27 protein-coding genes are annotated in these 25724 nt (G+C 62.0%); 12 read left to right on the top strand and 15 right to left on the bottom strand.

The window, feature by feature from the left end; genetic code table 11:
• Window positions 1-69: 69 nt before the first annotated feature.
• Window positions 70-576, bottom strand: coding sequence for a DUF721 domain-containing protein (locus tag G6N74_RS05515; RefSeq protein ID WP_165115183.1), 507 nt, complete (start codon window positions 574-576; stop codon window positions 70-72).
• Window positions 577-631: 55 nt separating this feature from the next.
• On the opposite strand from G6N74_RS05515, the gene mutY reads away from it, so the two are divergent.
• Genes mutY through G6N74_RS05500 form a run of 3 tightly spaced genes read left to right on the top strand, consistent with a single transcriptional unit; the run spans window position 632 to window position 2732 of the window.
• Window positions 632-1765, top strand: coding sequence for an A/G-specific adenine glycosylase (mutY, locus tag G6N74_RS05510; protein ID WP_165115181.1), 1134 nt, complete (start codon window positions 632-634; stop codon window positions 1763-1765).
• Entirely contained in the window at window positions 1762-2373 is a 612-nt protein-coding gene (locus G6N74_RS05505; RefSeq protein ID WP_165115179.1) for an HAD family hydrolase, read from the top strand. Before mutY ends, G6N74_RS05505 begins: the two co-directional genes overlap by 4 nt.
• Window positions 2370-2732: a nuclear transport factor 2 family protein gene (locus G6N74_RS05500; RefSeq protein WP_165115177.1), complete on the top strand. Its 363-nt coding sequence runs from the start codon at window positions 2370-2372 to the stop codon at window positions 2730-2732. The genes G6N74_RS05505 and G6N74_RS05500 overlap by 4 nt, the downstream gene beginning before the upstream one ends.
• 99 nt (window positions 2733-2831) lie before the next feature.
• On the opposite strand, the gene G6N74_RS05495 is transcribed toward G6N74_RS05500, so the two are convergent.
• A complete protein-coding gene (locus tag G6N74_RS05495) occupies window positions 2832-3965 on the bottom strand; it encodes a site-specific DNA-methyltransferase (RefSeq protein ID WP_165115175.1) in 1134 nt (377 codons plus the stop codon).
• A 184-nt stretch (window positions 3966-4149) separates the two neighbouring features.
• On the opposite strand from G6N74_RS05495, the gene G6N74_RS05490 reads away from it, so the two are divergent.
• Window positions 4150-4839: an HAD family hydrolase gene (locus tag G6N74_RS05490; RefSeq protein WP_165115173.1), complete on the top strand. Its 690-nt coding sequence runs from the start codon at window positions 4150-4152 to the stop codon at window positions 4837-4839.
• 83 nt (window positions 4840-4922) lie between these two features.
• On the opposite strand, the gene G6N74_RS05485 is transcribed toward G6N74_RS05490, so the two are convergent.
• Entirely contained in the window at window positions 4923-5510 is a 588-nt protein-coding gene (locus G6N74_RS05485) for a hypothetical protein (protein WP_165115171.1), read from the bottom strand.
• Between the two features lie 147 nt (window positions 5511-5657).
• On the opposite strand from G6N74_RS05485, the gene thrC reads away from it, so the two are divergent.
• The 4 genes from thrC to G6N74_RS05465 are packed head-to-tail and all read left to right on the top strand — an operon-like array spanning window position 5658 to window position 11863.
• Window positions 5658-7052 (top strand): threonine synthase, encoded by a 1395-nt coding sequence (thrC, locus tag G6N74_RS05480; RefSeq protein WP_165115169.1) that lies wholly within the window; start codon window positions 5658-5660, stop codon window positions 7050-7052.
• 14 nt (window positions 7053-7066) lie between these two features.
• Window positions 7067-8359: a M16 family metallopeptidase gene (locus G6N74_RS05475; RefSeq protein ID WP_165115167.1), complete on the top strand. Its 1293-nt coding sequence runs from the start codon at window positions 7067-7069 to the stop codon at window positions 8357-8359.
• Window positions 8360-8374: 15 nt separating this feature from the next.
• The gene (locus G6N74_RS05470) at window positions 8375-8971 is read left to right on the top strand and encodes a GNAT family N-acetyltransferase (RefSeq protein ID WP_165115165.1); all 597 of its coding nucleotides are present in this window, start codon (window positions 8375-8377) and stop codon (window positions 8969-8971) included.
• 3 nt (window positions 8972-8974) lie between these two features.
• Entirely contained in the window at window positions 8975-11863 is a 2889-nt protein-coding gene (locus G6N74_RS05465; protein ID WP_165115163.1) for an EAL domain-containing protein, read from the top strand.
• Here G6N74_RS05465 and G6N74_RS05460 read toward each other — a convergent pair.
• A complete protein-coding gene (locus tag G6N74_RS05460; RefSeq protein WP_165115682.1) occupies window positions 11854-12462 on the bottom strand; it encodes a YqgE/AlgH family protein in 609 nt (202 codons plus the stop codon). The two genes, G6N74_RS05465 and G6N74_RS05460, sit on opposite strands and share 10 nt — an antisense overlap.
• A gap of 147 nt (window positions 12463-12609) precedes the next feature.
• Here G6N74_RS05460 and G6N74_RS05455 point away from each other — a divergent pair, with 147 nt between their 5' ends.
• Together G6N74_RS05455 and G6N74_RS05450 are read left to right on the top strand one after the other, a co-directional pair.
• On the top strand, window positions 12610-13416 hold the full coding sequence (locus G6N74_RS05455) for a protein-disulfide reductase DsbD domain-containing protein (RefSeq protein ID WP_165115161.1): 807 nt from the start codon (window positions 12610-12612) through the stop codon (window positions 13414-13416).
• 99 nt (window positions 13417-13515) lie between these two features.
• The gene (locus tag G6N74_RS05450) at window positions 13516-14001 is read left to right on the top strand and encodes a peroxiredoxin (RefSeq protein ID WP_165115159.1); all 486 of its coding nucleotides are present in this window, start codon (window positions 13516-13518) and stop codon (window positions 13999-14001) included.
• Window positions 14002-14061: 60 nt separating this feature from the next.
• Here G6N74_RS05450 and rnhA read toward each other — a convergent pair whose 3' ends face one another.
• The 11 genes from rnhA to coxB all read right to left on the bottom strand — a co-directional run bounded on the left by rnhA (window position 14062) and on the right by coxB (window position 23233).
• Window positions 14062-14502, bottom strand: a complete 441-nt coding sequence (gene rnhA, locus G6N74_RS05445; protein ID WP_165115157.1) for a ribonuclease HI — start codon at window positions 14500-14502, stop codon at window positions 14062-14064.
• Window positions 14499-15461 carry a homoserine kinase gene (locus G6N74_RS05440; protein WP_165115155.1) on the bottom strand — a complete coding sequence of 321 codons (963 nt, stop codon included), beginning with the start codon at window positions 15459-15461 and terminating at the stop codon, window positions 14499-14501. The genes rnhA and G6N74_RS05440 overlap by 4 nt, the downstream gene beginning before the upstream one ends.
• On the bottom strand, window positions 15461-16471 hold the full coding sequence (ispH, locus tag G6N74_RS05435) for a 4-hydroxy-3-methylbut-2-enyl diphosphate reductase (protein ID WP_165115153.1): 1011 nt from the start codon (window positions 16469-16471) through the stop codon (window positions 15461-15463). The genes G6N74_RS05440 and ispH overlap by 1 nt, the downstream gene beginning before the upstream one ends.
• Window positions 16472-16696: 225 nt before the next feature.
• The gene (locus tag G6N74_RS05430; RefSeq protein ID WP_165115151.1) at window positions 16697-17449 is read right to left on the bottom strand and encodes an SURF1 family protein; all 753 of its coding nucleotides are present in this window, start codon (window positions 17447-17449) and stop codon (window positions 16697-16699) included.
• A complete protein-coding gene (locus G6N74_RS05425; RefSeq protein ID WP_165115149.1) occupies window positions 17446-17844 on the bottom strand; it encodes a DUF983 domain-containing protein in 399 nt (132 codons plus the stop codon). Before G6N74_RS05425 ends, G6N74_RS05430 begins: the two co-directional genes overlap by 4 nt.
• Before the next feature lie 129 nt (window positions 17845-17973).
• On the bottom strand, window positions 17974-18864 hold the full coding sequence (locus G6N74_RS05420; RefSeq protein WP_165115147.1) for a cytochrome c oxidase subunit 3: 891 nt from the start codon (window positions 18862-18864) through the stop codon (window positions 17974-17976).
• Between the two features lies 1 nt (window position 18865).
• Window positions 18866-19495 carry a cytochrome c oxidase assembly protein gene (locus tag G6N74_RS05415; protein ID WP_165115145.1) on the bottom strand — a complete coding sequence of 210 codons (630 nt, stop codon included), beginning with the start codon at window positions 19493-19495 and terminating at the stop codon, window positions 18866-18868.
• Between the two features lie 7 nt (window positions 19496-19502).
• Complete coding sequence (locus tag G6N74_RS05410) at window positions 19503-19661, bottom strand: cytochrome c oxidase system small membrane protein (RefSeq protein WP_165115143.1); 159 nt, start codon at window positions 19659-19661, stop codon at window positions 19503-19505.
• Entirely contained in the window at window positions 19658-20605 is a 948-nt protein-coding gene (locus G6N74_RS05405) for a heme o synthase (RefSeq protein ID WP_165115141.1), read from the bottom strand. Before G6N74_RS05405 ends, G6N74_RS05410 begins: the two co-directional genes overlap by 4 nt.
• Window positions 20606-20678: 73 nt before the next feature.
• Window positions 20679-22328, bottom strand: a complete 1650-nt coding sequence (ctaD, locus tag G6N74_RS05400; RefSeq protein ID WP_165115139.1) for a cytochrome c oxidase subunit I — start codon at window positions 22326-22328, stop codon at window positions 20679-20681.
• 38 nt (window positions 22329-22366) lie between these two features.
• Window positions 22367-23233, bottom strand: a complete 867-nt coding sequence (gene coxB / locus G6N74_RS05395; protein ID WP_165115137.1) for a cytochrome c oxidase subunit II — start codon at window positions 23231-23233, stop codon at window positions 22367-22369.
• A gap of 385 nt (window positions 23234-23618) precedes the next feature.
• Between coxB and G6N74_RS05390 the strand changes: the two genes are divergently transcribed.
• The gene (locus G6N74_RS05390; RefSeq protein WP_165115135.1) at window positions 23619-24227 is read left to right on the top strand and encodes an invasion associated locus B family protein; all 609 of its coding nucleotides are present in this window, start codon (window positions 23619-23621) and stop codon (window positions 24225-24227) included.
• Between the two features lie 84 nt (window positions 24228-24311).
• On the top strand, window positions 24312-25724 hold the full coding sequence (tldD, locus tag G6N74_RS05385; protein ID WP_165115133.1) for a metalloprotease TldD: 1413 nt from the start codon (window positions 24312-24314) through the stop codon (window positions 25722-25724).

The following is a 25724-nucleotide window of genomic DNA, read 5'->3' as shown; positions in this document are numbered from 1 at the left end:
TAAGGCATCTCTTCCCCCAATCCAATCGACAAGTTCCGCAACAGCAATCACGAATATGCGAGATCGATGTCAACTCTTCTTCTTTTCCGTGCCGATGATGGTTGCGCCAAGACGTTCGAGCGCGGCCCGCAAGCCATCATCCTCGATCTTTTCCACCGTGCCGGCGAGTTTTGTTTTCTCGCCATCGGTCAGGGTCCGTGGGCGTGGTTTCGGCGGCAAACTCGTGTCGATCAGGGCCTTTTGCACGATGCGGATGCGCCCGATCGCCGTGAAGCCCAGAAAGGCGTTGACCCGGCCGATGACTTCGCCGGTCTCGTGCTGGAGATGGAGCGCGGCCAACCCTTCGCAGGCGACAATCAGCGTTGCCGGCTCGAACGGATCGTCCTCATGCAGACGGCGCGGCCACTGGATTTTTTCCGGCCGGCTTTTGGCGGCGATCCGCGGGCCGACGATCTCCTCCCACGACTGGACGAGCCCAACCGAGATGCCCGCGCGCTTGCGCAGGACGGGATCGAGGATTTCGGTGGCGAGATCGCTCACCGGAACGGGATTGCCGTAACGGCTTTTCCCTGCCATGTGCGTTCTCCGGACTATGCACCCTTACCCAAGGCGCGGATCAGTAGCACGATCAATGGCACCACAGGCAAAACCCCGCAAGAGCGCCGCAACATCCAGCGGCGATATCGCAGCGCCCCTGCTTGAGTGGTACGACGCCAATCACCGCGAACTGCCGTGGCGCATTTCGCCGCGCCAGCTGGCCGCCGGCATTCGCCCCGACCCTTACCGCGTCTGGCTTTCGGAAATCATGCTGCAGCAGACGACGGTCGAGGCGGTCAAATCCTACTTCCGCGCTTTCCTTGAAAAATGGCCGGACGTGAAATCTCTTGCGGCAGCCGAAACCGACGATGTGATGAAAGCATGGGCCGGCCTCGGTTATTATTCGCGCGCCCGCAACCTGAAAGCCTGCGCCAATCTCGTTGCGGCTGGCAAAGGCGCTTTTCCGGATACCGAAGCCGGTTTGCGCGAACTACCAGGCATCGGCGCCTATACAGCGGCGGCAATCGCTGCGATCGCCTTCGACCGGCCCGCTGCCGTGATGGACGGCAATGTCGAGCGCGTCATGTCGCGCCTGTTCGAGATTTCCACGCCGCTGCCGGACGCTAAGCCGGAAATCCGCACAATTCTTGAAACCCTGGTGCCACCGGCTCGACCGGGGGATTTCGCCCAGGCGATGATGGATCTGGGCGCGACGATCTGCACGCCACGACGCCCGCGCTGCATGCTGTGCCCGCTGCGCGACGGCTGCCAGGCACTGGCGAATGGCGACCCGGAACTCTATCCGGTGAAGGCCCCGAAGACCGAAAAGCCGGCACGACGAGGCGCGGCATTCATCGCGATCCGCCCGGACGGCGCGATCCTTTTGCGCAAGCGCCCGGAAAGGGGCCTGCTCGGCGGCATGAGCGAGGTGCCGACGACCGCATGGAACGCGCGCATCGACGGCGACACCACCATTGCCGGCGCGCCCTTTGCCGCCGCCTGGCAGCGGGCGGGCAGCATTTCCCACGTCTTCACCCATTTCTCGCTCGACCTTGATGTCTACCGCGCAGAGGTCACAGATCGCACCTTGCCTGCCGGCAGTTTCTGGGCTCCAGTCGCCACGCTTCACGGCGAGGCGCTGCCGACTGTCATGAAAAAGGCAATCGAGGCTGCCATACCGGACGCGACGAAAAAGCCGTTTCCACACACAGCAAAGAGGCCTTCATGACCGAAATCCGCCACATCGTGTTCGACATCGGCAAGGTGCTCGTCCATTACGACCCGGACCTGCCCTTCAGCCGGCTGATCCCGGACGAGACCGAGCGGAAACGGTTTTTCGAGACCATCTGCACGCATGAATGGAACATAGAGCAGGATCGCGGACGGAGCTGGGAAGAAGCCGAAAGCCTGCTGATCGCCGAGCATCCCGACCACGAGGAAAACATCCGCAACTTCCGCCGCCACTGGCACGAGATGGTGCCGCATGCCTATGACGACAGCGTGGAACTGATGGAAGCCCTGATCGACAAGGGCCACGATGTGACCATGCTGACCAACTGGGCCAAGGACACCTTCACAGAGGCACGGCAGCGTTTTCCGTTCCTCGAGCGCCCGCGCGGCATCACCGTTTCGGGCGAGATCGGCATGATAAAGCCAGACCGCGGCATCTACGACCACCACGCCTCGACCTTCGGCCTCAATCCGTCGGAAACGATCTTCATCGACGACAGCCCGAAGAATGTCGAAGGCGCCAAGGCCGCCGGCTGGCAGGCGGTGCTGTTCACGGATGCAGCCACGTTGCGGCGCGACCTTGAACAGCGAGGCATCGAGGCGTGACGCAAGGCGTCGAGCCGGCAAAGATTCTGCGGCGATACCACGCCGCCATCAACGCGCTCGATTACCAGTCAATCGAAGCGATGTTTGCGGCCGATGTCGTCTATGATTCGGGTGGTGTCGGCGGTCTCATATCCGGCCGTGATGCGGTGATGGCCGCATTCAAAACCTATTTCGCGGAATATCCGGACCAGGTTTCCGAGGATTTGTCGGTCGAGACGCTCTCGCCGAACACAGCACGCTCGGTCTGGGCACTTCGGGCGACGAGTGTGACCACAGGTGCGCCTTACAACCGGCAAGGTACCGAAACCATCACGCTCGACGAGGATGGCAGGATAGTCCGCGTCGACGTCGAGGGATAAGGCCGTTTAAACGCCAAAACGCCCGAGGATACCCTCGAGCGTTCGGGATCAGCCGGTGACTGGAAGCCGGCCCATCGGTGGTTTCTAAAAAGCCGGCAATCAGGCCCCTGCCCGCTCCATGCCGAGCCGCGCGATGCGGCGCAGTTCGTCGATCTGGGTCAGGCCGCCGTTGCGTTCATAGTGCCAGAAGGTCCAGCCGTTGCAGGATTCCAGACCCTGCAGGGCAGCACCAACGCGATGGATCGAACCGGCATTGTCGCCGATCGCCAGCGTGCCGTCGGCGCGCACCTTGGCGGCCCAGCGCTTCTTGGCGTCGTACAGCGTCGCACCCGGCTTCAGCATGCCGGAATCGAGCAGGTTGACGAAGGCGACGCGCGGTTCGGCGCGCTTGCCCGACAGCACCGTCAGGTCTGCGGCTTCGAGCGGCACCACCGCTGCGATGCGCTCATTGGCGGCATCGATATAGTCCTGCTCGCGCTCGATGCCGACGAAGTGACGGCCGAGGCGCTTTGCCACGGCACCGGTCGTGCCGGAGCCGAAGAAGGGGTCGAGAACGACATCGCCCGGCTTGGTCGAGGCCATCATGATGCGGGCAATCAATGCTTCCGGCTTCTGCGTCGGGTGCAGCTTGTCGCCATTGTCGTTCTTCAGTCGCTCGGCCCCGGTGCAGATCGGGAACAGCCAATCCGAGCGCATCTGAATGTCGTCGTTGGAAGCCTTCAGCGCATCGTAGTTGAAGGTGTAGCTCTTGGCGTTCGGGTCGCGGGATGCCCAGATCATCGTCTCATGCGCGTTCTGGAAGCGGCGGCCGCGGAAGTTCGGCATCGGGTTGGTCTTGCGCCAGACGATGTCGTTGAGGATCCAGAAGCCGAGATCCTGCATCGAGGCGCCGACGCGGAAAATGTTGTGGTAGGAGCCGATCACCCAGATCGTGCCGTTAGGCTTCAGCACGCGGCGCGCGGCCAGCAGCCAGGCGCGGGTGAAGGCGTCGTAGGCGGCAAAACTGTCGAACTGGTCCCAGTCATTGTCCACGGCGTCGACCTTGGACTGGTCGGGGCGGTGCAGGTCGCCATTGAGCTGGAGATTGTAGGGCGGGTCGGCGAAAATCACGTCGACCGACTTTTCAGGCAGCTTGTCGAGGGCGGCGACACAGTCGCCCTTCAGGATCGTATCCAGCCATTCGGCTTTCTGCGGCAGGGGGGAAAGGTCGGCGAGAGCACGCACGGCTGACATTCTGATACCCGAAATACGCGTTACTGTTTACACCCCGTTATGGTTACCGATCAGCGTAAACATTTGGTGAAGCACCACGACAATCGCGGTGGAATTTGCGGTTGGGCAGCGCATGGTGTATGCCGCGCCGCGAAAACATCGCTTGCCGCCATGCGGCCTTTCTTCCCAGCTATTGCGGATTTACATGACCCAGCCTGATCTCGTCATTTTCGATTGCGACGGCGTGCTCGTCGATTCAGAAATCATCGCCGCGCGCGTCGAAGCCGAGCTGCTGACGGCCGCAGGCTTCCCGATCGAACCCGAAGAACTGGCCGAGACCTATGCCGGCCTGACCTTCAAGGACATCATGCTGCGCATCGAGGAGCAGTCGCAGATCCCGTTCCAGGCATCGCTGATCAGCCAGGCGGAATCGCTTGTCGACCGCCGGCTGCAGGCCGAGGTTCGTGCGATCGAAGGCGCGCATGAGGCGGTGGCTTCGGTTACCGGCCCGCGCTGCATCTGCTCCAATTCGAGCAGCGAGCGTCTCGCCATGATGCTGGAAAAGACACGGCTGCTGCCGTTCTTTTCAGGCCGCATCTTCTCCTCGTTCGACACGCCGTCGAAAAAGCCGAAGCCGGCGCCGGACGTGTTCCTTCATGCGGTCAACACACTTGGCGCCAATCCGGCGCGCACCTTCGTTGTCGAGGATTCGGTTCACGGCATTTCCGGCGCAAAGGCTGCCGGCCTGCGCGTCATCGGCTTCACCGGCGCTTCACACAGCTATCCCGGCCATGCCGATGCGCTGACCGAAGCGGGTGCTGAAACCGTCATCCGCCGCTGGGCGGATTTTCCCGGTGTCGTCGCAGCACTTCTCGAATGGTCGGAAGACGCTTAAAGCGCGGCTCGCGCTTTAAGCTGTTGGTTTTGATGCCTGCCGTTATCGCAAAACCGCCGCGCACTTTTGCGCGGCATGCTTTGTCACTCGGCGGCAGCGGTCTTCTTCTTCGGCGCCGGGCCTTCGTCGAAGCCGGCATAGATGCGGATGTTCTGCTCGGCCGGAACCGGAACCGAAACGCCCTTGTCGTTGAAGACGAACTGCGTCGCAGCCGTTTTATCGGTCAAGCTGACCGGAAACTGGGTGAGCTTGGAGTAGAGCACTTCCTCGCCGCGCAGCACGACGACGCGGATCGGCAGGGTCACGCTTCCCGGCGCACCGGCCGGACCCGGCACGATCTTGCCGGCGGCGGCGACGTCGATGCTCAACGTGCCGTCACGGGTCACGCAAGCTCGGGTCACGTCGGCGATCGAAGCCTGGTAGGCCAGCTTGTTCGGGTCGTCCTGACCGCCCTTGGCATAGCTGCTGAAGAAGGCTGTCCCTTCACGGAGCGTGATGTTCGGGCAATAGGCCCGAAGGTCGCTTTCCAGGATCCTGCCTGCCTGATCGGGCTTGCTGGCTTGGTCAAAGCCTTTCGCCGCGTCGTTGGATTGGCAACCAGCGGCGGCAATCATAAAGCTCGAAACTGCAAGACCGGCCAAAAAACGACTGTCGATAAATCGAAACTGCATATGCTGCACTTCCCTCTCTCAAAGCTGTCGCTGTATATCAACGCCGCGGCAAAAATGCGACTGACGGGATTCAGTTTTTCACCGATCTGCTTTTCCACAGAGTTTTCAGTCGCGTAGACAGCAAGCCACCACGACGAACGGATGACAATGAAATACGTCAGCACACGCGGGGAAGCCCCCGCACTCGGTTTCTCGGATACGGTTCTTACCGGGCTTGCACGCGATGGCGGGCTTTATATTCCAAGCGAGTGGCCGCAATTCAGCGCAGCCGAAATCCGCGCCATGCGCGGCCTTGCCTATCCCGATCTCGCCATCCGGCTGCTGACGCCATTCCTCGGCGGCGAGATCGCAGCACCGGCCTTCGAGCGCATCGTGCGTGAAGCCTATGCCACCTTCCGCCACGACGCGGTTTGCCCGCTGGTGCAGACCAATGCGAACACTTTCGTGCTGGAACTGTTCCACGGCCCGACGCTTGCCTTCAAGGACGTGGCGATGCAGTTCCTGGCCCGCTTGATGGATCACGTGCTCATAGAGCGCAACCACCGCGCCACGATCGTGGCGGCAACCTCGGGCGATACCGGTGGCGCTGCGATCGACGCCTTCGCCGGGCGCGACCGCACCGACATGTTCGTGCTTTTCCCGCATGGCCGCGTCTCGCCAGTCCAGCAGCGGCAGATGACAACCTCGACCGCTTCGAACGTCCATGCGCTCGCCGTCGAAGGAAATTTCGACGACTGCCAGGGTCTTCTGAAAGACATGTTCAACAACCCTGGTTTTCGCGACAGCGTTTCGCTGTCGGCGGTCAACTCGATCAACTGGGCGCGAATCATGGCCCAGATCGTGTATTATTTCTCGTCGGCGATTTCGCTTGGCGCGCCGGACCGCCCGGTGTCCTTCACCGTGCCGACCGGTAATTTCGGCGATATCTTCGCCGGTTACGCCGCCAAGCGCATGGGCCTGCCGATCGAGCGTCTGGTGATCGCCACCAACGACAACGACATCCTCGCCCGCACGCTTTCGACCGGCGAATACCGCACCACGGGCGTCGTCGCCACGACCTCGCCGTCGATGGACATCCAGGTGTCGTCCAACTTCGAGCGCCTGCTTTTCGAAACCTCAGACCGCGATGCAGGCACTGTCCGCCGCTATATGGCCGGCCTCAAGCAGTCGGGTGCATTCACCATCGACGCCGCTGCCCTTGCAAAGATCCGCGGCGAATTCGACGCCGGGCGCGCGACGGTGGACGAGACCGCGGCAACGATCCGCGAGACGCTGAAGGCGAGCGGCTATCTGCTCGACCCGCATACGGCGACTGCCGTTCATGTCGCGAACCGCCAAAAGGGCGACGCACCGATGATCGTGCTTGCCACGGCCCATCCGGCCAAGTTCCCCGCCGCCGTCGAAGCGGCGAGCGGTGTTGTCCCGCCCCTGCCTGCATGGCTTGCGGGATTGATGGAACGCGAGGAAAAATACACGGTACTTCCATCCGAGCTTAAAATGGTGGAAGATCATATTAGCCGCCACGCACGGGCGGCGCGTTAGGGAGTAATATCTATATGGGTGTTGAGGTAAGCCGTCTGTCGAACGGCCTGACAGTCGCCACCGAAACCCTTCCAAGTATCGAATCTGTCGCATTGGGCGTCTGGGTCAAATCCGGGGCCCGCAACGAACGCGACGACGAGCATGGGATGGCCCACCTCCTCGAACACATGGCGTTCAAGGGGACCAAGAGGCGAAGCGCCTTTCAGATCGCTTCCGAAATCGAGAATGTCGGCGGCGAGATCAACGCCGCCACCAGCGTCGAGACAACTTCCTTCTATGCCCGCGTGCTCGCCGATGACGTGCCGCTGGCGATGGACCTGCTCTCAGATATCCTGACGGAATCGAAATTCGATCCGGAGGAACTGGAGCGCGAGCAGCACGTGATCCTGCAGGAGATCGGCGCAGCACACGACACGCCGGACGACGTCGTGTTCGACCACTTCACCGAGACGGCTTTTCGCCACCAGACGATAGGCCGCTCGATCCTCGGCACGCCCGAGACCGTAAAATCCTTCACCTCCGGCCAGTTGCACGCCTTCATGGAACGCCAGTATGGCGCGGACCAGATGGTGGTCGTGGCCGCCGGCGACGTGAAGCATGATGTCTTCGTCCGCGACGTCGAGCGCCAGCTGGGCGGCTTCCGCGCCAAGTCCGACAGTGTCGTTCCGCAATATGCGCATTATGTCGGCGGCGACTACCGCGAACATCGCGACCTTCAGGACGCGCAGATCGTGCTCGGCTTCGAGGGCCGCGCCTATCATGTGCGTGACTTCTACGCCTCGCAGGTGCTGTCGATGATCCTCGGCGGTGGCATGTCTTCACGACTGTTCCAGGAAGTGCGCGAAAAGCGCGGCCTGTGCTACTCGGTCTATGCCTTTCACTGGGGATTTTCTGACACCGGCATCTTCGGCGTTCATGCCGCGACTGGCGAAGGCGACATCGCCAAGCTTGTTCCGGTGATCATCAAGGAACTGGAGCGGGCCGGTGAGCATATCGGCCAGGAAGAATTGGACCGCGCCCGGGCGCAGTACCGCGCCGGTCTCATCATGTCTGGTGAGAGCGCTTCCAGCCGGGCTTCGCAGATCGCGCGGCAGATGCTGCTGTTCGGACGCCCGATCGCCAAGGAAGAGCTGATGGAGCGGCTTTCGGCGCTGACGGTGGATCGTCTAACGGATTTGTCGTCGCGGCTGTTTTCGACCAAGCCGACGGTAACCGCCGTTGGGCCGGTGGGCACGTTGCCGCCTTATGAAAGCATTCTCGACGCGCTTCCGAGACTCGACAGCGGTCTTCGCAAGCTGGCCGTCTGAGCCCTCGCAAAAGCGATGATCGCGTTTCCTTTTTTCCGCCGAGATTTTCCGGCGCTGAAAGGCGATCGTGTCAACCTGCGGGTGCCGGAATCCGGCGACTACCGCGAGTGGGCGGCCCTTCGTGCGGAGAGCCGTGCCTTCCTCGAGCCATGGGAGCCGCGCTGGGCTTCCGACGAGCTCGAGCGGGCCTCGTGGCGTCAGCGGCTCAGCCGCTACCGCGAGGATTTCACCAATGGCAGCGCCGTCGCCTTCTTCATCTTCGAGAATGCTTCGGGGCGGCTGGTTGGCGGAATCACCATCGGCAACATCCGCCAGGGCGTCGCGCAGAGCGGCCAGATCGGCTACTGGGTCGGCGAGCGCTACGCCGGAAAGGGTTACATGGTCGACGCCCTTCTTCTGCTCGTGCAGTTCGCTTTCGATACGCTGAGGTTGCACCGGATCGAGGCTGCCTGTATTCCCGAAAATTCGCGCTCCGTACGCGTGCTTGAAAAAGCCGGATTTCAGCGTGAAGGACTTTTGCGATCCTATCTCAGGATCAATGGTAACTGGCAGGATCACTACCTCTACGCCCTGATCGCGGACGATCGGCTTGGCGTCAGGACGAAGGGCTGATTTTTGGCATATTCTCTGCGGATACGGCGCCTTGCGGCTTTTGTCCTAGCGGCAATCGTAAGCCTGTGCGCCATCTCGTCGGCATTCGCCATCGAGCCCATCAAGATCGCCCGCGACGATGTCGCGCTCGATCTTTCGGGCGCGGTCGAGATCTACCGGAATCAGGGCGAGAACTTTCAGGTCTCGACCGCCCCCGGCCCCGACGGCATCGTGCGGCGAATCGAGGTCGAGGCCAACAACAAGCGCTCCAGCGGCGACTGGGCGGTCTTCGCGCTCGCCAACACGACCGAGCAGCAGATCGACCGCCTGATCGTCGCGCCGCATTTCCGCCTGGTGAATTCCGGCCTGTTCTGGCCCGATCTCGGCTCCAGCCGCATCACAGCGATCACTCCAAGCGAAGGCTTCGCGCTCGACCGCCAGGCGAGCCCCGACGCCGACGTATTCCTGGTGACGCTCAACCCCGGCACGGTCGTTACCTTCATCGCCGAGCTCGCCTCGCCGAAGCTGCCGCAGGTCTATCTCTGGGACCCCGAGCCCTACAAGGATTCGGTCAATTCCTATACGCTCTACCGCGGCATCGTCATCGGCATTTCAGGCCTGCTGGCGCTGTTCCTGACCATTCTTTTCGTCGTCAAGGGAACCTCGATGTTCCCGGCGACCGCAGCGCTTTCATGGGCGGTTCTTGCCTATATCTGCGTCGATTTCGGTTTCCTCAACAAGGTCATCGAGATATCGCCCGGCAATGAGCAGATATGGCGAGCCGGCACGGAGGTCGGCCTGGCAGCGACCTTCGTGGTGTTCCTCTTCGCCTACCTCAACCTGAACCGATGGCATGGCCATTTCAGTTACGGCGTCTTCGCCTGGATACTCGGACTGGTGCTGATTGCCGGCGTGGCGGTCATCGATCCGGCCGTGGCCGCCGGCATCGCGCGGCTATCCTTCGGCGCAACGGCACTCCTGGGCGTCGGCCTCATCGTCTATCTCGGCATACGCGGCTACGACCGCGCCATCATGCTGATCCCCAGCTGGGTCATGGTGCTCCTGTGGCTATGCGGATCGTGGATGGCGATCACCGGCATACTGGACAACGACGTCGTCCAGCCGGCGCTCGGCGGCGGCCTGATCCTTATCATCCTGTTGATCGGCTTCACCGTCATGCAACACGCTTTCGCCGGCGGCGCCCTGCATCAGGGGCTGTTCAGCGATCTTGAACGCCAGGCGCTGGCCGTGGCCGGTTCAGGCGATATCGTCTGGGACTGGGACGTGCTGCGCGACCGCGTGGTGACGCGCCCGGATGTCAGCCTGCAGCTCGGCCTTGCGCCCAACAGCCTTGGCGGCCCGGCCCGCAACTGGCTGCCCGTTCTGCACGCCGACGACCGCGACACGTTCCGCACCACGCTCGACGTCGTGCTGGAACACCGGCGCGGACGTGTGGCGCAGAATTTCCGCCTGCGCGGCGCCGATGGGCATTATCACTGGTTCTCGCTGCGCGCGCGCCCCGTTATCGGCTCGGACGGCGAAGTGATCCGCTGTGTCGGTACGCTCATCGACGTGACCGAGCAGAAGAAATCCGAGGAACGGCTGCTGCACGATGCCGTGCATGACAACCTCACCGGCCTGCCGAACCGCGAGCTGTTCATGAACCGGCTGGAGGCGATCATCTCGATCGCCAAGACCGAGGAGAAGGTTCGCCCGACCGTCTTCGTCATCGACATCGACCGCTTCAAGCATGTCAACGACAGCCTCGGCATCTCGGCAGGCGACACGATCCTGCTGACGATCGCAAGACGCCTGCACCGCATTCTCAAGCCAAAGGATTCGCTGTCGCGCTTTGCCGGCGACCAGTTCGCCCTGATGCTGCTTTCCGAGCAGGACCCGGCCCGCATCGCGGCGGTCGCCGATGCGATCAAGCAGGCGATCCGCTCGCCGATCACCTTCGCCAAGCGCGAGATCGTGCTGACGGCGTCCGTCGGCCTCATCACCTGGACGGAAGCCCAGGCTTCGGCCGAGGACATGGTCAAGGACGCCGAACTCGCCATGCACCAGGCCAAGCGCTTCGGCGGCGACCGCATCGAACCCTTCCGGCCCGCTTTCCGTTCGGTCGGCACGGACCGTCTGCAGCTCGAATCCGACCTGCGCCGCGCCGTCGAGCGCAAGGAGCTTACGCTCGCCTACCAGCCCATCGTGCGCCTGGAAGACCGTAGCGTCGCCGGTTTCGAAGCGCTGCTGCGCTGGGACCATCCCCGTCGCGGACAGATCCCGCCGTCGGATTTCATCCCGGTCGCCGAGAGCTGCGGCCTGATCGTTCAGCTCGGCCTGTTCGCCATGCAGCGCGCGGCGGAGGACCTTGCCGGCTGGCAGAAGCAGATCGGCGACGCGCCGCTTTCAGTGTCGGTGAACCTTTCCAGCCGCCAGCTCATTCGCCGCGACCTCGTCAGCGACGTGCGCTCGGTTATTGCGCGCGCCGGCCTCAAGGCACGCTGCTTCCGTCTCGAACTGACCGAATCGCTGGTGATGGACAATCCCGAACAGAGCGCCCATGTGCTGGCCAAGCTGAAGCAACTCGGCATCGGCCTGTCGCTGGATGATTTCGGCACCGGTTATTCGTCCCTCTCCTATCTCACGCGCTTTCCCTTCGACACCATCAAGATCGACAAGAGCTTCCTCGACGATTCTTCGCCCAAGCGCTCGGTGCTGCTGAAATCCATGGTCAACATGGCGCATGAGCTTGGCATGTCGGTGGTTGCCGAAGGCATCGCCGACGAGAACGATGCGCTGCAACTGCGCCAGATGGGCTGCGAATATGTCCAGAGCTACATGTTCGGCGCGCCGATACCCGGCGATTCTGTCTTGAAGCTGTTGAAAGAGCAGTATCCTGTCGCTCAGGCGTGACCGGCGTCCTGGCTGAGATGGGCCAGGTCGACGCCGATAGAGGCCAGCACGCGATCATATTTGCGATCGATATCCCCGTCGAAGAGGAATTCCGGCTTGGCCGGGCAGGTCAGCCAGCCGTTCTGGGCGATCTCGCTTTCGAGCTGACCGGCACCCCAGCCGGCATAGCCTAGCACCATCAGCGCATGGCGCGGCCCCCTGCCCGACGAGATCGCGCGCAGGATATCGACGGTTGCCGTGAGGCAAATATCCTCCGACACCGGCAGCGAGGATTCGACCTTGTAGTCGTCGGTGTGGAGCACGAAGCCGCGGCTGCGGTCGACCGGGCCGCCATTGCGCACGACGAAATCGCGCGCCGACGGAGGCAGGCGTATCGCCTCCTGCTGGTCGAGAATGCCGAGTTGCACCAGAAGGTCGGGGAACAGCAATTGCTGCGACTGGTTTATGATGAGGCCCATCGCGCCCTCGTCGCTGTGGGCGCAGACATAAATCACGGTGCGCGCGAACCTTTCATCCTTCATCCCCGGCATGGCGATGAGGAACTGGTCATCGAGAAATCCACGTTTCTCTGCACCTTTTTTTTGTCGCAACAGGTCCATGCGAGAAAAGTAACGCGTTTTCGACACGCTTGAAAGATACGCCTTAGGCCAATGTTGACAGATGCAGGGCGTGGCCTCACGCAAAAATGATGGTGGCGAAAGGATGAGCCGGTTGCGTAACGCCATCCGCAAGGTCAAATCGCAGACATGAAAAGCACGAAAGTCGCAGCAATCGGCCTGCTTGCCATCGCACTCGGCTCGGCGCCTGCGCTGGCATCCTCCACCGACTGGTTCGAAACTCAGGGCGGCAGGGTGCGGCTCGTCACCTCCGGCAAGCCGGACGCAAACGGCCAGCTTCACGGCATCCTCGACATCGATCTCGATCCGGGCTGGAAGACCTACTGGCGCGACCCCGGCGACGCAGGCGTGCCGCCGCAGCTCGATATCAGTGCCAGCACCAACATTTCGAGCGCGGAATTCGACTTCCCCGCCCCGCAGCACCACGATGACGGCTATTCGAAATGGGCCGGATATGACCAGTCGGTCGCGCTGCCGATCACCTTTCATCTCAAGGCGGCAGGTGAGCCGGCGATGATCGACGCTCACGTTTTCCTCGGCATATGCGAGACGATCTGCATACCGGTCAGCACGAAGCTGTTGCTCGATCCCGCCAGCGACCCGGACAATGCCGATGATGCCGCCTTGGTCTCGGCGGCGCAGGAGGCATTGCCCGCTGCAGAGCAGCCGGATTTCAACGTGAAGATCGTCAGCAAGGACGAAAAGAGCCTGCTCGTGGAGGCTACCTTTCCCGGAAATCCGACGTCAGCCGATTTTTTCATCGCGGGTGAGAATGGCTATTCCTTCGCCGCGCCGAAGCGCGTGGAAAAGGACGGCAGGACGCTGTTTTCGGTGGAGATACTGAACCGTCCCGCACAGGCGCCGGCGGAGGGCGGCCTGCATTATACGCTGGTTTCTGACGCCGGTTCCGTCAGCGGCATCCTGCCCTATATGTAACCTCTGAGGACTTCGAAATCGCCTCCCGGCGATTGCCCTGAAGACGATAAGTCGATACCCAATCTCCCGAACCTTAACCGGACAAAGCGAGAAGACTTCATGACGATTTCCGTTGGCGACAAACTGCCCGAAGCGACCTTCAAGACGATGACCTTCGACGGCGCCAAGGCCGTGACCACCGCCGAGATTTTTGCCGGCAAAAAGGTCGTTCTGTTCGGCGTGCCGGGTGCCTTCACCCCCACCTGCTCCAACAACCATCTGCCGGGCTATCTGGAAAACCACGACGCGATCATCTCGCGCGGCGTCGACACCATCGCCGTCGTTGCGGTCAACGATCATTTCGTCATGGGCGCATGGGCGAACTTCACCGGCGGCGAAGGCAAAATTCTTTATCTGGCCGACGGCAATGGCGACTTCGTCCGCGCGGCCGGCCTTGAAGCCGACCTCAGCGGTGGCGGGCTCGGCATCCGTTCGAAGCGCTTTTCGATGATCGTCGATAACGGCAAGGTGACCGCGCTCAACATCGAAGACTCGCCCGGCCAGGCCGTCGAATCGGGCGCTGCCAAGCTTCTCGAACAGCTCTGATCAGAACCGGCCGGATGCGCGGTAACACCGCGCATCCGGTCAATTTCCTGTTGTTACAAGCTATTTCTTGAACGGCGCCATGCCCATGCGGGCGAGCTCGTCAGCGCGCTCGTTTTCCTCGTGGCCGGCATGGCCCTTGACCCAGTGCCACGTCACCTTGTGACGCTTGTTCGCCTCGTCCAGCGCCTGCCAAAGTTCGCCGTTCTTCACCGGCTTCTTGTCGGCGGTCTTCCAGCCGTTCTTCTTCCAGCCGTGAATCCACTTCGAAATGCCGTCCATCACATATTTGCTATCGGTGTGAAGGTCGACCGTGCAGGGTTCCTTCAGTGCGTTCAGCGCCGAAATCGCCGCCATCAGTTCCATGCGGTTGTTGGTCGTATCCGCTTCGCCGCCGGAAAGCTCCTTGGTCTTGCCGTTGAAGCGCAGGATGGCACCCCAGCCGCCGGGACCCGGATTGCCCGAGCAGGCGCCGTCGGTGAAAACTTCGACTGATTTGTTCATTTCAACCCATATTCGGACGCGGAATTGATCTGGCGGTGGAACCGCACCTTGCGGATGAATTCCATCGGATCGCGCTTCTGGACCAGCGCGCCGTCGGGAATGGTCAGCCAGTCATAAAGCCGCGTCAGCATGAAGCGAAGTGCAGCACCCCGCGCCAGAATTGGCAGCGCCTGCTTTTCCGCATCGCTCAGCGGCCGCACCGCCTGATAGGCTGCCAGCAATGCCGTGCCCTTGGTGAGATTGAAGGAACCGTCCTTCTCGAAGCACCAGGCATTCAGGCAGATCGCCACATCATAGGCGTAGAGGTCGTTGCAGGCGAAATAGAAGTCGATCAGCCCCGAGAGCTTCTCGCCGAGAAAGAAGACATTATCGGGAAACAGATCGGCATGGATGACACCTGCAGGCAGGTCCTTTGGCCAATTGCGCTCGAACGCAGCGAAGTCCGCGTCAACTTCAGCCGCCAGCCCTTTTTCGACTTCGTCGGCGCGGTCGTGCGATCCTTCCCACAGCTTGCGCCAGCCGGCGATGTCGAGCGCGTTTGGCCTCTTCAGCGGGAAATCCACGCCGGCGACATGCAGGCTTGCCAGTGCAGTACCCACTTCGCGGCAATGGGCCGCCGTCGGGCGGCGCATCCACATGCCTTCGAGGAAGGTGATGACCGCCGCCGTACGGCCAGCCAGCGCGCCGGTGACGCTGCCGTCACGCCGATGCACCGGCAGCGGGCAGGAAATGCCCTTTCCGGCCAGATGCTCCATTAAGCCGAGGAAGAACGGCAAGTCGCCCTTGTCGACCCGCTTCTCATAGAGGGTGAGAATGTAGGAGCCGCTCGACGTGTGCAGCAGGAAGTTCGAGTTCTCGGAGCCTTCCGCGATGCCCTTGTAGGACAGAAGGTCGCCGATCGAATATTCCTTCAGAAACGCGCCGAGCTCGTTTTCGGAAACGTCCGTATAGACTGCCATCATACGGTTCCGTTGACGAAGGCCATGTCCGACGGGGTCAGCTTCATGTCACGCAGCACACTCATTACCGGGAAATTCTCCGTTTCCGTCGCCGTTATCGCCAGGTCCACCTTCACGTCGAAACGGGCGCGGAAGGCGTCGATGATCTCGTCGACGATGATCTCCGGCGCGGACGCTCCCGCCGACAGGCCCAAAGTCGAAATGCCGGCGATGTCATCCCACGGAATTTCGGAGGCGCGCTGCACGAGAAGCGACATTTTCGCACCGGCGCGTTCCGCAACCTCGACAAGGCGCTTGGAGTTCGAGGAATTCGGCGCGCCGACAACGAGGAAAAGATCGGCGCCGGACGCGGTTTCCTTCACCGCTTCCTGGCGGTTGGTGGTGGCGTAGCAGATCGATTCGGCCGAAGGCGCCATCATCGCCGGGAACCTGTCTTGCAGCGCGCGAATGAGGCCGGCGGTATCCTCGACAGACAAAGTCGTCTGGGTGACGAAGCCGAGCGCTTCGGGATCACTAGGGACAAAGGCTGCGACATCGGCCTCGGTCTCGATCAGCGTTACCGAACCTTCCGGCAGTTGCCCCATCGTGCCGATGACTTCCGGGTGACCGCCATGGCCGATCAGCAGCACGTGGCGGCCGAGGCGCTGGTGGCGCATGGCCTGCTTGTGCACCTTCGAGACCAGCGGGCACGTCGCGTCGAGATAGAAGAGGTTGCGCGCCTGGGCATCTTCCGGCACCGATTTCGGCACGCCATGGGCCGAAAACACCACCGGGCATTCGCGATGCTCGGCGGGGATTTCGTTCAACTCCTCGATGAAGACCGCGCCGAGATTCTGCAGGCCTTCGACGACATATCGGTTGTGCACGATCTCGTGGCGCACATAGACCGGCGCGCCGTATTTCTTCAGCGCCAGCACCACGATCTGGATAGCACGGTCGACCCCGGCGCAAAATCCGCGCGGCTGGCAGAGCCGGATGGTGAGTGGCGGCTTGGATGAAATTTCAGGCATGGCGTCCGGTCTGTTTGATAGTGCCGAAATGATGTCTGCACCCACCTTATGTCAAGGCCGGTGGTATCATTAGATCGTTTCCCGTCATCTCAAAATAGCCCCTCACCCTTACCCTCTCCCCGTGAAAAACGGGGAGAGGGAGGCGTGTACGCTGGAGCTTCGTCCTTCTCCCTCGTTCTTTGAGGGGAACAAGGTGTCGGCCGGTGAATGAGGAGCAACAGCGATCTAGTTACGCCGCGAGCGAAACAGCCACACGCCGAGCACACCGGCGAGCGCTGCCGCCAGCCCGTACCAGGTGACGGCATATTGCAGATGGCTGTTGGGCAGGTCGATCATCGTCACACCACCGACCGGCAGGCCGCCGGGATTGGGCGTCTTGTCGGCATCGATGAAGAAGGGCACGAGTGCCGCGCCGGTCGGCAGGCCAGCACTGGCCGCCATCACGTCGCGGTCCTTCCAGTAGAAGACGTTCTTGACCGTATCATTGTCGGGAACCATCGAGGACGGCTTTTCCGGCAGCGGATTGCGGGCTAGTCCGGTGACCGTTACCTCGCCCGTGACCTGTCCGGCAGGCCGCTTGCCCGCATCCTTCAGGTCGTAGGGCACGAACCCGCGATTGACGAAAACAGCACGACCATCGGCAAGCTTCAGCGGCGTGTAGACATAAAAGCCGGAATCGCCCTCATAGGTGGCGAAGAAATGCCGCTCGCCTTCGGGCATGAACTGGCCGCTGACCGTCACCGGCCAGTAATCGACGTCGCCGCCCTCGGCGAATTTCTTCTCGATATCGGCGAGCGGAAGCGGCACTGAGTGGATGCGCTGGTCGATCGTCGCCAGCAGCGCTTCCTTCCAGTGCAGTCGCTCGACCTGCCATGTGCCGAGCCCGATCAGCACGGCGAAAGCCACCAAGCCAAGGACCAATGCAAGCAATCGTGCCGGCCTGCTCGCACGGAAACCGGATACAGCAGAACCGCTCATTCCGGCTGATCCATGCGCCCTTCGGCAGCCTTGTTGCGGTATTGCAGCGTGATCAGCACGCCCTTGATCAACCGCAGCGCCGTCAGGCTGAGTATGATCGTGAGCGGGATCCACAACAGGAAATGCAGCCACAGCGGCGGGTTGTAGGTAACTTCCATCCACAGTGCCGAGCCGACGACGATGAAGCCGATGATCAGGATGACGAAGACCGCAGGGCCATCGCCGGCGTCGGCAAAGGAATAGTCGAGCCGGCAGGTGCCGCAGCGTGGGGCGACCGTCAGGAAACTGGAGAATAGCCTTCCCTCACCGCAGCGCGGGCAGCGCCCCTTGAGACCCGCCGCGATCGGTTCAACCGGCGGCCAAAGCGCCTGATCTTCATGTGTGGGCTGGGTCATGGATCTATCTCTATCGAGGGAACCGCCGAGAGCGTGAGAAGCGGACCGATATCTGCCCCGTCATTGCGCCAGAAAAGCGGAAGGCGGCCGTGCTGCCACGACCGCCTTCCAATAACACGATATGTTGCCTCAGTGGCCGTGAGCGATCGTCGCGCCTACGGATGCCCAGACATAGATCGAGGCGAACAGGAACAGCCAGACGACGTCGACGAAGTGCCAGTACCAGGCAGCGGCCTCGAAGCCGAAATGCTGCTTCGGCGTGAAGTCGCCCTTCATCGCACGGATCAGGCAGACGAGCAGGAAGATCGTGCCGATGATGACGTGGAAGCCGTGGAAGCCGGTCGCCATGAAGAAGGTCGCGCCGTAGATCGAGTCGTGGAAGGTGAATGGTGCGTGGATGTATTCGTAGGCCTGAACGAAGGAGAACAGCACGCCGAGGCCGACCGTCAGCGCCAGGCCGTTGATCAGGCCCTTGCGGTCGCCATGGATCAGCGCGTGATGCGCCCAGGTGACCGTCGTGCCGGACAGCAGCAGGATGATGGTGTTGTAGAGCGGTAGGTGGAACGGGTCGAGGACCTCGATGCCCTTGGGCGGCCAGACACCGCCGGTGAATTCCGCGCGGGCGACCTGATGGACCTCATTCGGGAACAGGCTGGCGTCGAAGAAAGCCCAGAACCATGCCACGAAGAACATCACCTCCGAGGCGATGAACATGATCATGCCGTAGCGCAGGTGCAGCGACACAACGCGGGTGTGGTGGCCCTCATGCGCTTCCTTGATGGTGTCGCCCCACCAGCCGTACATGGTGTAGAGGACGATCGCGAGACCGATGGCGAAAAGATACCAGTGGCTGGAGGCCAGGTTGAAGCCGAAGAACGGGAAGTTGCCCTGCTTCAGATACTGCATCCAGGCGACGCCGCCGATCGCCATGATGAGCGCGCCGAGCGAACCCAGAAACGGCCACGGGCTCGGGGCAATGATGTGATAGTCGTGATTTGGTTTTGCGTGCGCGTCAGCCATGTCAGCCCCCGAGGTTTCCGTCGGTATTATCGTTAGTCTTGATTGGTCCAGCTTGCGGCGCTGCCGCAACCGGCTTTACCCCCTCTATGGGGAAAAAGGTATAGGAAAGCGTGATCGTCTTCACGTCCTTCAGTTCCGGCACGTTGACGATGTCGGGATCGACATAGAAAACGACCGGCATGTCGAGCGTCTCGCCCGGCTTCAGCGTCGTATCGGTGAAGCAGAAGCACTCGACCTTGTTGAAATAGGCACCCGCCAGTTCCGGCGTGACGTTGAAGGTCGCGCGGCCATAGGTCGGCTTGTCGAACATGTTCGCAGCCGTGTAATGGGCCTGCGCGGTTTCACCGATCCTGATCGACATGTCGCGCGCCACCGGCTGGAATTTCCACGGCAGACCGCCGGTCGTGTTGGCGTCGAAGCGGATCGTCACCTTCTGGTCGAGGACGCGGTCGGAATACTGGTCGACGCGCTGTGTCGTGCCGCCATAGCCGGTGACCTTGCAGAACATCGCGTAGAGCGGCACGGCGGCATAGGCCATGCCGATCATGCCGGCAAAAAAGGCCGCGCAGACGCCTGCGACCACCTTGTTGGATTTCTGCGTCTTCGGATCGACGAGTGTTTCGCGATTCATTCGGTCCTCACAGCGCACGGTCGAGGATTGCGGGGCCGAACTTGATGATCGTCGAGACGTAGAAGACGACCACAAGTACGGCGAGCCCGAGGCCGATGGCGATCGAGCGGCTGCGGCGCGCCTTCTTCTGCTTATCAGTCAGCGTCACCAGTTCGTTCTCGATCATGACAACACTCCCGAAGCCAGCGTGCGTTCGACGACGCTGTCAGCCAGATAGGCAGCGAAGATGACGAAGAGATAGAGCAGCGAATAGGCAAACAGCGCCTTGGCCGGCTTCATGACGCGATCGCTGTCGGGCATGACCAGAACCTTCCAGGCATACCAGATGAAGCCGATGCCGAGCGCGGTGGCGACGACGCCGTAACCGGCGGTCGTGAAGCCGAAGGCCCAGGGCAGCATGCCGACAGGTGCGAGAAGCAGCGAATAGGCGAATATCTGCTTGCGGGTCGAAGCCTCACCGGCAACGTTCGGCATCATCGGGATGCCGGCGCGGCCGTAATCCTGCGACTTAAACAGCGCCAGCGCCCAGAAATGCGGCGGCGTCCACAGGAAGATGATCAGGAACAGGATAACGCTTTCAAGGCTGATGGAACCTGTCGCCGCGGCCCAGCCGATCATCGGCGGGAAAGCGCCGGCGGCACCGCCGATAACGATGTTCTGCGGCGTCGAGCGTTTCAGCCACATCGTGTAGACGACGGCGTAGAAGAAGATGGTTAAGGCCAGCAGTGCGGCCGACAGCCAGTTGACCAGCACGCCCAGCGTCATCACCGAGAGTGCCGACAGGATCAGGCCGAAGACCAGCGCCTCGCCCGGCAGAACGCGGCCCGACGGCACGGGCCGGGTTGCGGTGCGGGTCATGACCGCATCAATATCGGCGTCGTACCACATGTTCAAAGCGCCGGAAGCGCCCGCACCGATGGCGATCGCCAGGATGGCGACGACGGCGATGAAAGGATTGATCGAAACAGGTGCGGCAACGAGGCCGACGAATGCCGTGAACACGACAAGCGACATCACGCGCGGCTTGAGCAGCTCGATGAAGTCGCGGGCGGTCGCTTCCGACATGCGAAAGCCTCCGTCATCCAGCGTGTTCTTGTCAACCAGGGCCATGCCTACGCAGTCCACTCTTTCGGTTTGGCAGAGACCGCCGGCGAGCGGCGGTCTCGTATCTTGTCAGCTACGCTTACTTGATGCGCGGGAGCTGTTCCCACTGGTGGAACGGCGGCGGCGAAGGCAGCTGCCATTCCAGCGTCGTCGCACCTTCACCCCACGGATTGGCACCGGCAACGCGCTTCTTCGAGAAGGCCTCGAAGACGCCGTACAGGAATACCAGTACGCCGAAGGCCGAGATGTAGGAGCCGTAGGACGACACCATGTTCCAGCCGGCAAAAGCGTCCGGATAGTCGATGTAACGGCGCGGCATACCGGCGAGGCCGAGGAAATGCTGCGGGAAGAACACCAGGTTCACGCCGACGAAGGTGATCCAGAAGTGGCTGTTGGCGATGAACGGCGAGTACATGTAGCCGGTCATCTTCGGGAACCAGTAGTACCAGGCCGCGAAGATCGCGAACACCGCACCCAGCGACAGCACGTAGTGGAAGTGAGCCACGACGTAATAGGTGTCGTGCATCGAGCGGTCGAGGCCGGCATTGGCGAGCTGAACGCCCGTGACGCCGCCGACGGTGAACAGGAAGATGAAGCCGATCGCCCAGATCATGGGCGTCTTCATCGAGATCGAGCCACCCCACATCGTTGCGATCCAGGAGAAGATCTTCACGCCGGTCGGAACCGCGATAACCATCGTTGCGAACACGAAGTAGCGCTGCGTGTCGAGCGACAGGCCGGTCGTGTACATGTGGTGCGCCCAGACGATGAAGCCGACGGCGCCGATCGCGACCATGGCGTAGGCCATGCCGAGATAACCGAACACCGGCTTCTTCGAGAAGGTCGAGACGATGTGACTGACGATGCCGAAGCCCGGCAGGATCAGGATGTAGACTTCCGGGTGACCGAAGAACCAGAACAGGTGCTGGAACAGGATCGGGTCACCGCCGCCTTCAGGCGCGAAGAAGGTCGTGCCGAAGTTGCGGTCGGTCAGAAGCATGGTGATGCCGCCTGCCAGAACCGGCAGCGAAAGCAAGAGCAGGAAGGCGGTGATCAGCACCGACCAGGCAAACAGCGGCATCTTGTGCAGCGTCATACCCGGAGCGCGCATGTTGAAGATGGTGGTGATGAAGTTGATCGCGCCGAGGATAGACGACGCACCGGCAATGTGCAGCGAAAGGATCGCCAGATCCATCGCCGGGCCGGGCTGGCCGGAGGTCGAGAGCGGCGGATAGATCGTCCAGCCGCCGCCGACGCCGTGGGCTCCGGGAGCGCTTGGCATGAAGGCCGAGAGAATGAGCAGGATGAAGGCCGGCGGAAGCAGCCAGAACGAGATGTTGTTCATGCGCGGGAACGCCATGTCCGGCGCGCCGATCATGATCGGCACCATCCAGTTGGCAAAGCCACCGATAAGCGCAGGCATGACCATGAAGAAGATCATGACCAGGCCGTGAGCGGTGGTGAAGGCATTATACATGCTCTTGCCCGCATCGATCGCGGCGTCACCTTCGACGCCGTAGACCATGGATGCAAGACCATGGAAAACCTGAATGCCCGGCTCAGCCAGCTCCCAGCGCATCATCACCGACAGAAAGCCGCCGACGATGCCCGCCATGATCGCGAAGATCAGGTAGAGCGTTCCGATATCCTTGTGGTTGGTCGAGTACACCCAACGGATCCAGCCTTTCGGCCTGTGATCGTGATCGTCGTGAGCTGCAGCGCCTGCCATATTCCGCTCCATTCCCTAATTTCTGTCCGGTCGCGGCATCAATTGCCGGCGACCGCTACCTTGCTGGTGCTGTCGATTTCGGCCATCAACGCCTTGTTGGCGCCATTCAGGTCGGTTTTGGCCGCAGCCAGCCACGTCGTATACTGCGCATCCGAGACGACCCGGATGGCGATCGGCATATAGGCGTGATCCTTGCCGCAAAGCTCGGAGCACTGGCCGTAGTAGAGGCCTTCCTTTTCCGCCTTGAACCAGATCTCGTTGATACGGCCCGGCACCGCGTCCGTCTTGACGCCGAAGGCCGGCATCGCGAAGGCGTGGATTACGTCACTGGCGGTAACCAGAACGCGCACGGTCGTGCTGATCGGAACGACGATCTCGTTGTCGACAGCCAGCAGACGCGGATAAGCGCCGCGATCTTCCTTGCCGGCGGCTGCGCGGTCACCATCGGCCAGAAGAGCCGAGTTGAACGAGAGCGGCTCGTCATTCTGGTATTCGTAGTCCCAGTTCCACTGGTTGGCGGTCGCCTTCAGCGTGATCTTGGCCTCTTCCGGCGGCGTGTATTGCGACGTCAGGAGCTGGAAGGAGGGCACTGCGATGAAGAGCAGGAGCACGACCGGCCCGACTGTCCAGACCACCTCGATCAGTGTGTTATGGCTGGTGCGCGAGGGAACCGGGTTCACGCTGGCGCGGAACTTGATGATGCAATAGGCGAGCAGGAAGAGCACGAAGAGCGTGATCGGCACGATGAACCACAGCGTGTAGTGCTCGAACCAGGTGATCTGCTCCATCATGCCGGTGGCTGCCGGCTGGAACGCCGTCTGCCACGGCGTCGGCTGCGCCGCATAGGCTGCAGCGGTGGCGAAAAAGGCTGCCGCAGCTCCGGCACTTGCAAGGATTTTTCTCATCGCCCTCAATGTCTCCCAATTCCATGCGTCCGGGCCGCACGAATATGCTACCGCACCGGAAAGGGAATCCCGGTGGTCCTAGCGGTGGTTCAAACCATACTCTCTTTCCGACCGCAAGAAAGGAGCACGAGAACCCATGCGGCATTTTTGCGCGCAAGCACCGGATGGACAAAGTATTTTCGGATTTGCGGTGGAGGATCGCTATAGAGGATGAGAAATCCTTATTGCGGCCACACCACTTCAAACATGTCGGCCCAGTCGCAATTCGGGCGAATTTCGCTTGGAAAAACGGGCAAACTGCCGCTATTGGCTGGTTCGGTCACTGTCTTGCCCTATAATTTCTGTCGTCACGGTATGGTTTTCCGTGATTCGCAATGGAGCCATCATGAAATCTCGGCTTTCGAGAACCTTGGCGAAGGTCGTCCTTTTCGCCGCTCTGTCCGGAACGGTCGTCCCGGCGGGCGCGCAGCAACAGCCTGCGCCGACGCCGAGGCCCGCCACCCCTCAGGCAGCACCAGCGCCTGCGCCGGCCAATCCGGCTCCACAGGCACCCCAGCCGCAGAGTGGTTCCGTTCGCTCGACGCATGGCGCATGGTCGATCATCTGCGACACGCCGGCCGGCGCTACCGCCGAGCAATGCGTGATGATGCAGAACGTGATTGCCGAGGACCGGCCGGAGATGGGCCTGTCGGTGGTCGTGCTGCGCACGGCCGACAACAAGGCTGAAATTCTCCGCGTCCTGGCGCCGCTCGGCGTTCTCCTGCCCAACGGCCTTGGCCTCAATGTCGACGGCAAGGATATCGGCCGCGCCTATTTCGTGCGCTGCTTCGGCGACGGCTGCTATGCCGAGGTCATCCTCGAAAAGCCGCTGCTCGACACCTTGAAGACCGGTACGTCGGCAACCTTCATCGTCTTCCAGACGCCCGAAGAAGGCATCGGCATTCCGGTCGACCTGAAGGGTTTCGCCGAAGGCTTTGCCGCCCTGCCCCAGTAAGATAGGCGCGAGCGCATTGCCGAAACGGGCCGGCGCGCCTACATCGTGGGTCGATTGATTTCTCGAAAACAAGGCGGACCCGCCATGAACAGCCTTCTCGGCCAATTCGACATTTCCGAAGACCAGATCCGCCGGATCGTCAGCGACACGATAAACGGCAGCGACGACGGCGAGCTCTATCTCGAATACAGCGAAAGCGAAGCGCTGATGTTCGACAATGGCCGGCTGAAGACCGCCAATTTCAACACCGACCAGGGTTTCGGGCTGCGCGCTATCGCCGGCGAGGCGAGCGGCTATGCCCATTCGAGCGAGCTTTCCGAAGCCGCACTCCTGCGCGCCTCGGATGCGGTCTCGGCGGTCAAGGGCGGCTATTCCGGCACGCTTGCAGCGGCGCCTGCCCGCACCAACCGCCATCTTTACACCGACGAGAACCCGATCCCGTCGCCCTCATTCGAAGCCAAGTCCAAGCTGCTTCAGGAAATCGACGCGTGGCTGCGCGCCAAGGACCCACGCGTGCGGCAGGTGACGGCATCGCTTGCCTCGTCATGGCAGCATGTCGAGATCCTGCGCGCCGACGGCCAGGTCGTCCGCGACGTGCGCCCGCTGGTGCGCATGAATGTTTCCGTCGTCGTCGGCGAAGGCGACCGGCAGGAGTCCGGCTCCTACGGCATGGGCGGCCGCAAGGGTTTTGGCGAGTTCCTCATCGAAGACAGCTGGCAGCATGCCGCAGACGAGGCGCTGCGCCAGGCGCTGGTCAATCTCCAGGCCATCCCCGCGCCTGCCGGCACATTCGACATAGTGCTGTCCAGCGGCTGGCCGGGCGTCATGCTGCATGAGGCTGTCGGGCACGGTCTGGAAGGCGATTTCAACCGCAAGAAGACCTCGGCCTTCGCCGGCCTGCTGGGCCAGCAGGTTGCGGCCAAGGGCGTTACCGTCGTGGACGACGGCACCATTGCCGAGCGGCGCGGCTCGCTGACCGTCGACGACGAAGGCACGCCGACCAACCGCAACGTGCTGATCGAGGACGGCAAGCTGGTCGGCTACATGCAGGACCGGCAGAACGCTCGCCTGATGGGCATGAACGCCACCGGCAACGGACGCCGCGAATCCTACGCCCACCAGCCGATGCCGCGCATGACCAACACTTATATGACCGCCGGCGACATGGCGCCTGAGGAAATCATCGCTTCGGTGAAGAACGGCGTCTATGCCGTCTCCTTCGGCGGCGGCCAGGTCGACATAACCAGCGGCAAGTTCGTGTTCGGCTGCACCGAGGCCTACATGATCGAGAACGGCAAGGTGACCCAGCCGATCAAGGGCGCGATGCTGATCGGCAACGGCCCGGACGCGATGCACCGCGTCACCATGATCGGCAACGACATGAAGCTCGACACCGGCATCGGCATGTGCGGCAAAGCCGGCCAGGGCGTTCCCGTCGGCGTCGGCCAGCCGCATCTCCGGATGAACCAGATGACGCTCGGCGGCACGCGGGTGTGA

Source organism: Mesorhizobium zhangyense (genome assembly GCF_011045115.1).
Taxonomy (GTDB): domain Bacteria; phylum Pseudomonadota; class Alphaproteobacteria; order Rhizobiales; family Rhizobiaceae; genus Mesorhizobium_M; species Mesorhizobium_M zhangyense.
This window is presented reverse-complemented; position numbering and strand designations above follow the sequence as displayed.

Coding starts and splice junctions, on each gene's coding strand:
- G6N74_RS05505 (WP_165115179.1), top strand. CDS start 1,762: ATGACCGAAATCCGCCACATCGTGTTCGACATCGGCAAGGTGCTCGTC.
- ctaD (WP_165115139.1), bottom strand. CDS start 22,328: ATGGCAGGCGCTGCAGCTCACGACGATCACGATCACAGGCCGAAAGGC.
- G6N74_RS05410 (WP_165115143.1), bottom strand. CDS start 19,661: ATGATCGAGAACGAACTGGTGACGCTGACTGATAAGCAGAAGAAGGCG.
- G6N74_RS05495 (WP_165115175.1), bottom strand. CDS start 3,965: ATGTCAGCCGTGCGTGCTCTCGCCGACCTTTCCCCCCTGCCGCAGAAA.
- G6N74_RS05450 (WP_165115159.1), top strand. CDS start 13,516: ATGACGATTTCCGTTGGCGACAAACTGCCCGAAGCGACCTTCAAGACG.
- G6N74_RS05470 (WP_165115165.1), top strand. CDS start 8,375: ATGATCGCGTTTCCTTTTTTCCGCCGAGATTTTCCGGCGCTGAAAGGC.
- G6N74_RS05490 (WP_165115173.1), top strand. CDS start 4,150: ATGACCCAGCCTGATCTCGTCATTTTCGATTGCGACGGCGTGCTCGTC.
- rnhA (WP_165115157.1), bottom strand. CDS start 14,502: ATGAACAAATCAGTCGAAGTTTTCACCGACGGCGCCTGCTCGGGCAAT.
- G6N74_RS05405 (WP_165115141.1), bottom strand. CDS start 20,605: ATGGCCCTGGTTGACAAGAACACGCTGGATGACGGAGGCTTTCGCATG.
- G6N74_RS05415 (WP_165115145.1), bottom strand. CDS start 19,495: ATGAATCGCGAAACACTCGTCGATCCGAAGACGCAGAAATCCAACAAG.
- mutY (WP_165115181.1), top strand. CDS start 632: ATGGCACCACAGGCAAAACCCCGCAAGAGCGCCGCAACATCCAGCGGC.
- thrC (WP_165115169.1), top strand. CDS start 5,658: ATGAAATACGTCAGCACACGCGGGGAAGCCCCCGCACTCGGTTTCTCG.
- G6N74_RS05515 (WP_165115183.1), bottom strand. CDS start 576: ATGGCAGGGAAAAGCCGTTACGGCAATCCCGTTCCGGTGAGCGATCTC.
- ispH (WP_165115153.1), bottom strand. CDS start 16,471: ATGCCTGAAATTTCATCCAAGCCGCCACTCACCATCCGGCTCTGCCAG.
- G6N74_RS05440 (WP_165115155.1), bottom strand. CDS start 15,461: ATGGCAGTCTATACGGACGTTTCCGAAAACGAGCTCGGCGCGTTTCTG.
- tldD (WP_165115133.1), top strand. CDS start 24,312: ATGAACAGCCTTCTCGGCCAATTCGACATTTCCGAAGACCAGATCCGC.
- G6N74_RS05460 (WP_165115682.1), bottom strand. CDS start 12,462: ATGGACCTGTTGCGACAAAAAAAAGGTGCAGAGAAACGTGGATTTCTC.
- G6N74_RS05430 (WP_165115151.1), bottom strand. CDS start 17,449: ATGAGCGGTTCTGCTGTATCCGGTTTCCGTGCGAGCAGGCCGGCACGA.
- G6N74_RS05425 (WP_165115149.1), bottom strand. CDS start 17,844: ATGACCCAGCCCACACATGAAGATCAGGCGCTTTGGCCGCCGGTTGAA.
- G6N74_RS05390 (WP_165115135.1), top strand. CDS start 23,619: ATGAAATCTCGGCTTTCGAGAACCTTGGCGAAGGTCGTCCTTTTCGCC.
- G6N74_RS05475 (WP_165115167.1), top strand. CDS start 7,067: ATGGGTGTTGAGGTAAGCCGTCTGTCGAACGGCCTGACAGTCGCCACC.
- coxB (WP_165115137.1), bottom strand. CDS start 23,233: ATGAGAAAAATCCTTGCAAGTGCCGGAGCTGCGGCAGCCTTTTTCGCC.
- G6N74_RS05455 (WP_165115161.1), top strand. CDS start 12,610: ATGAAAAGCACGAAAGTCGCAGCAATCGGCCTGCTTGCCATCGCACTC.
- G6N74_RS05485 (WP_165115171.1), bottom strand. CDS start 5,510: ATGCAGTTTCGATTTATCGACAGTCGTTTTTTGGCCGGTCTTGCAGTT.
- G6N74_RS05420 (WP_165115147.1), bottom strand. CDS start 18,864: ATGGCTGACGCGCACGCAAAACCAAATCACGACTATCACATCATTGCC.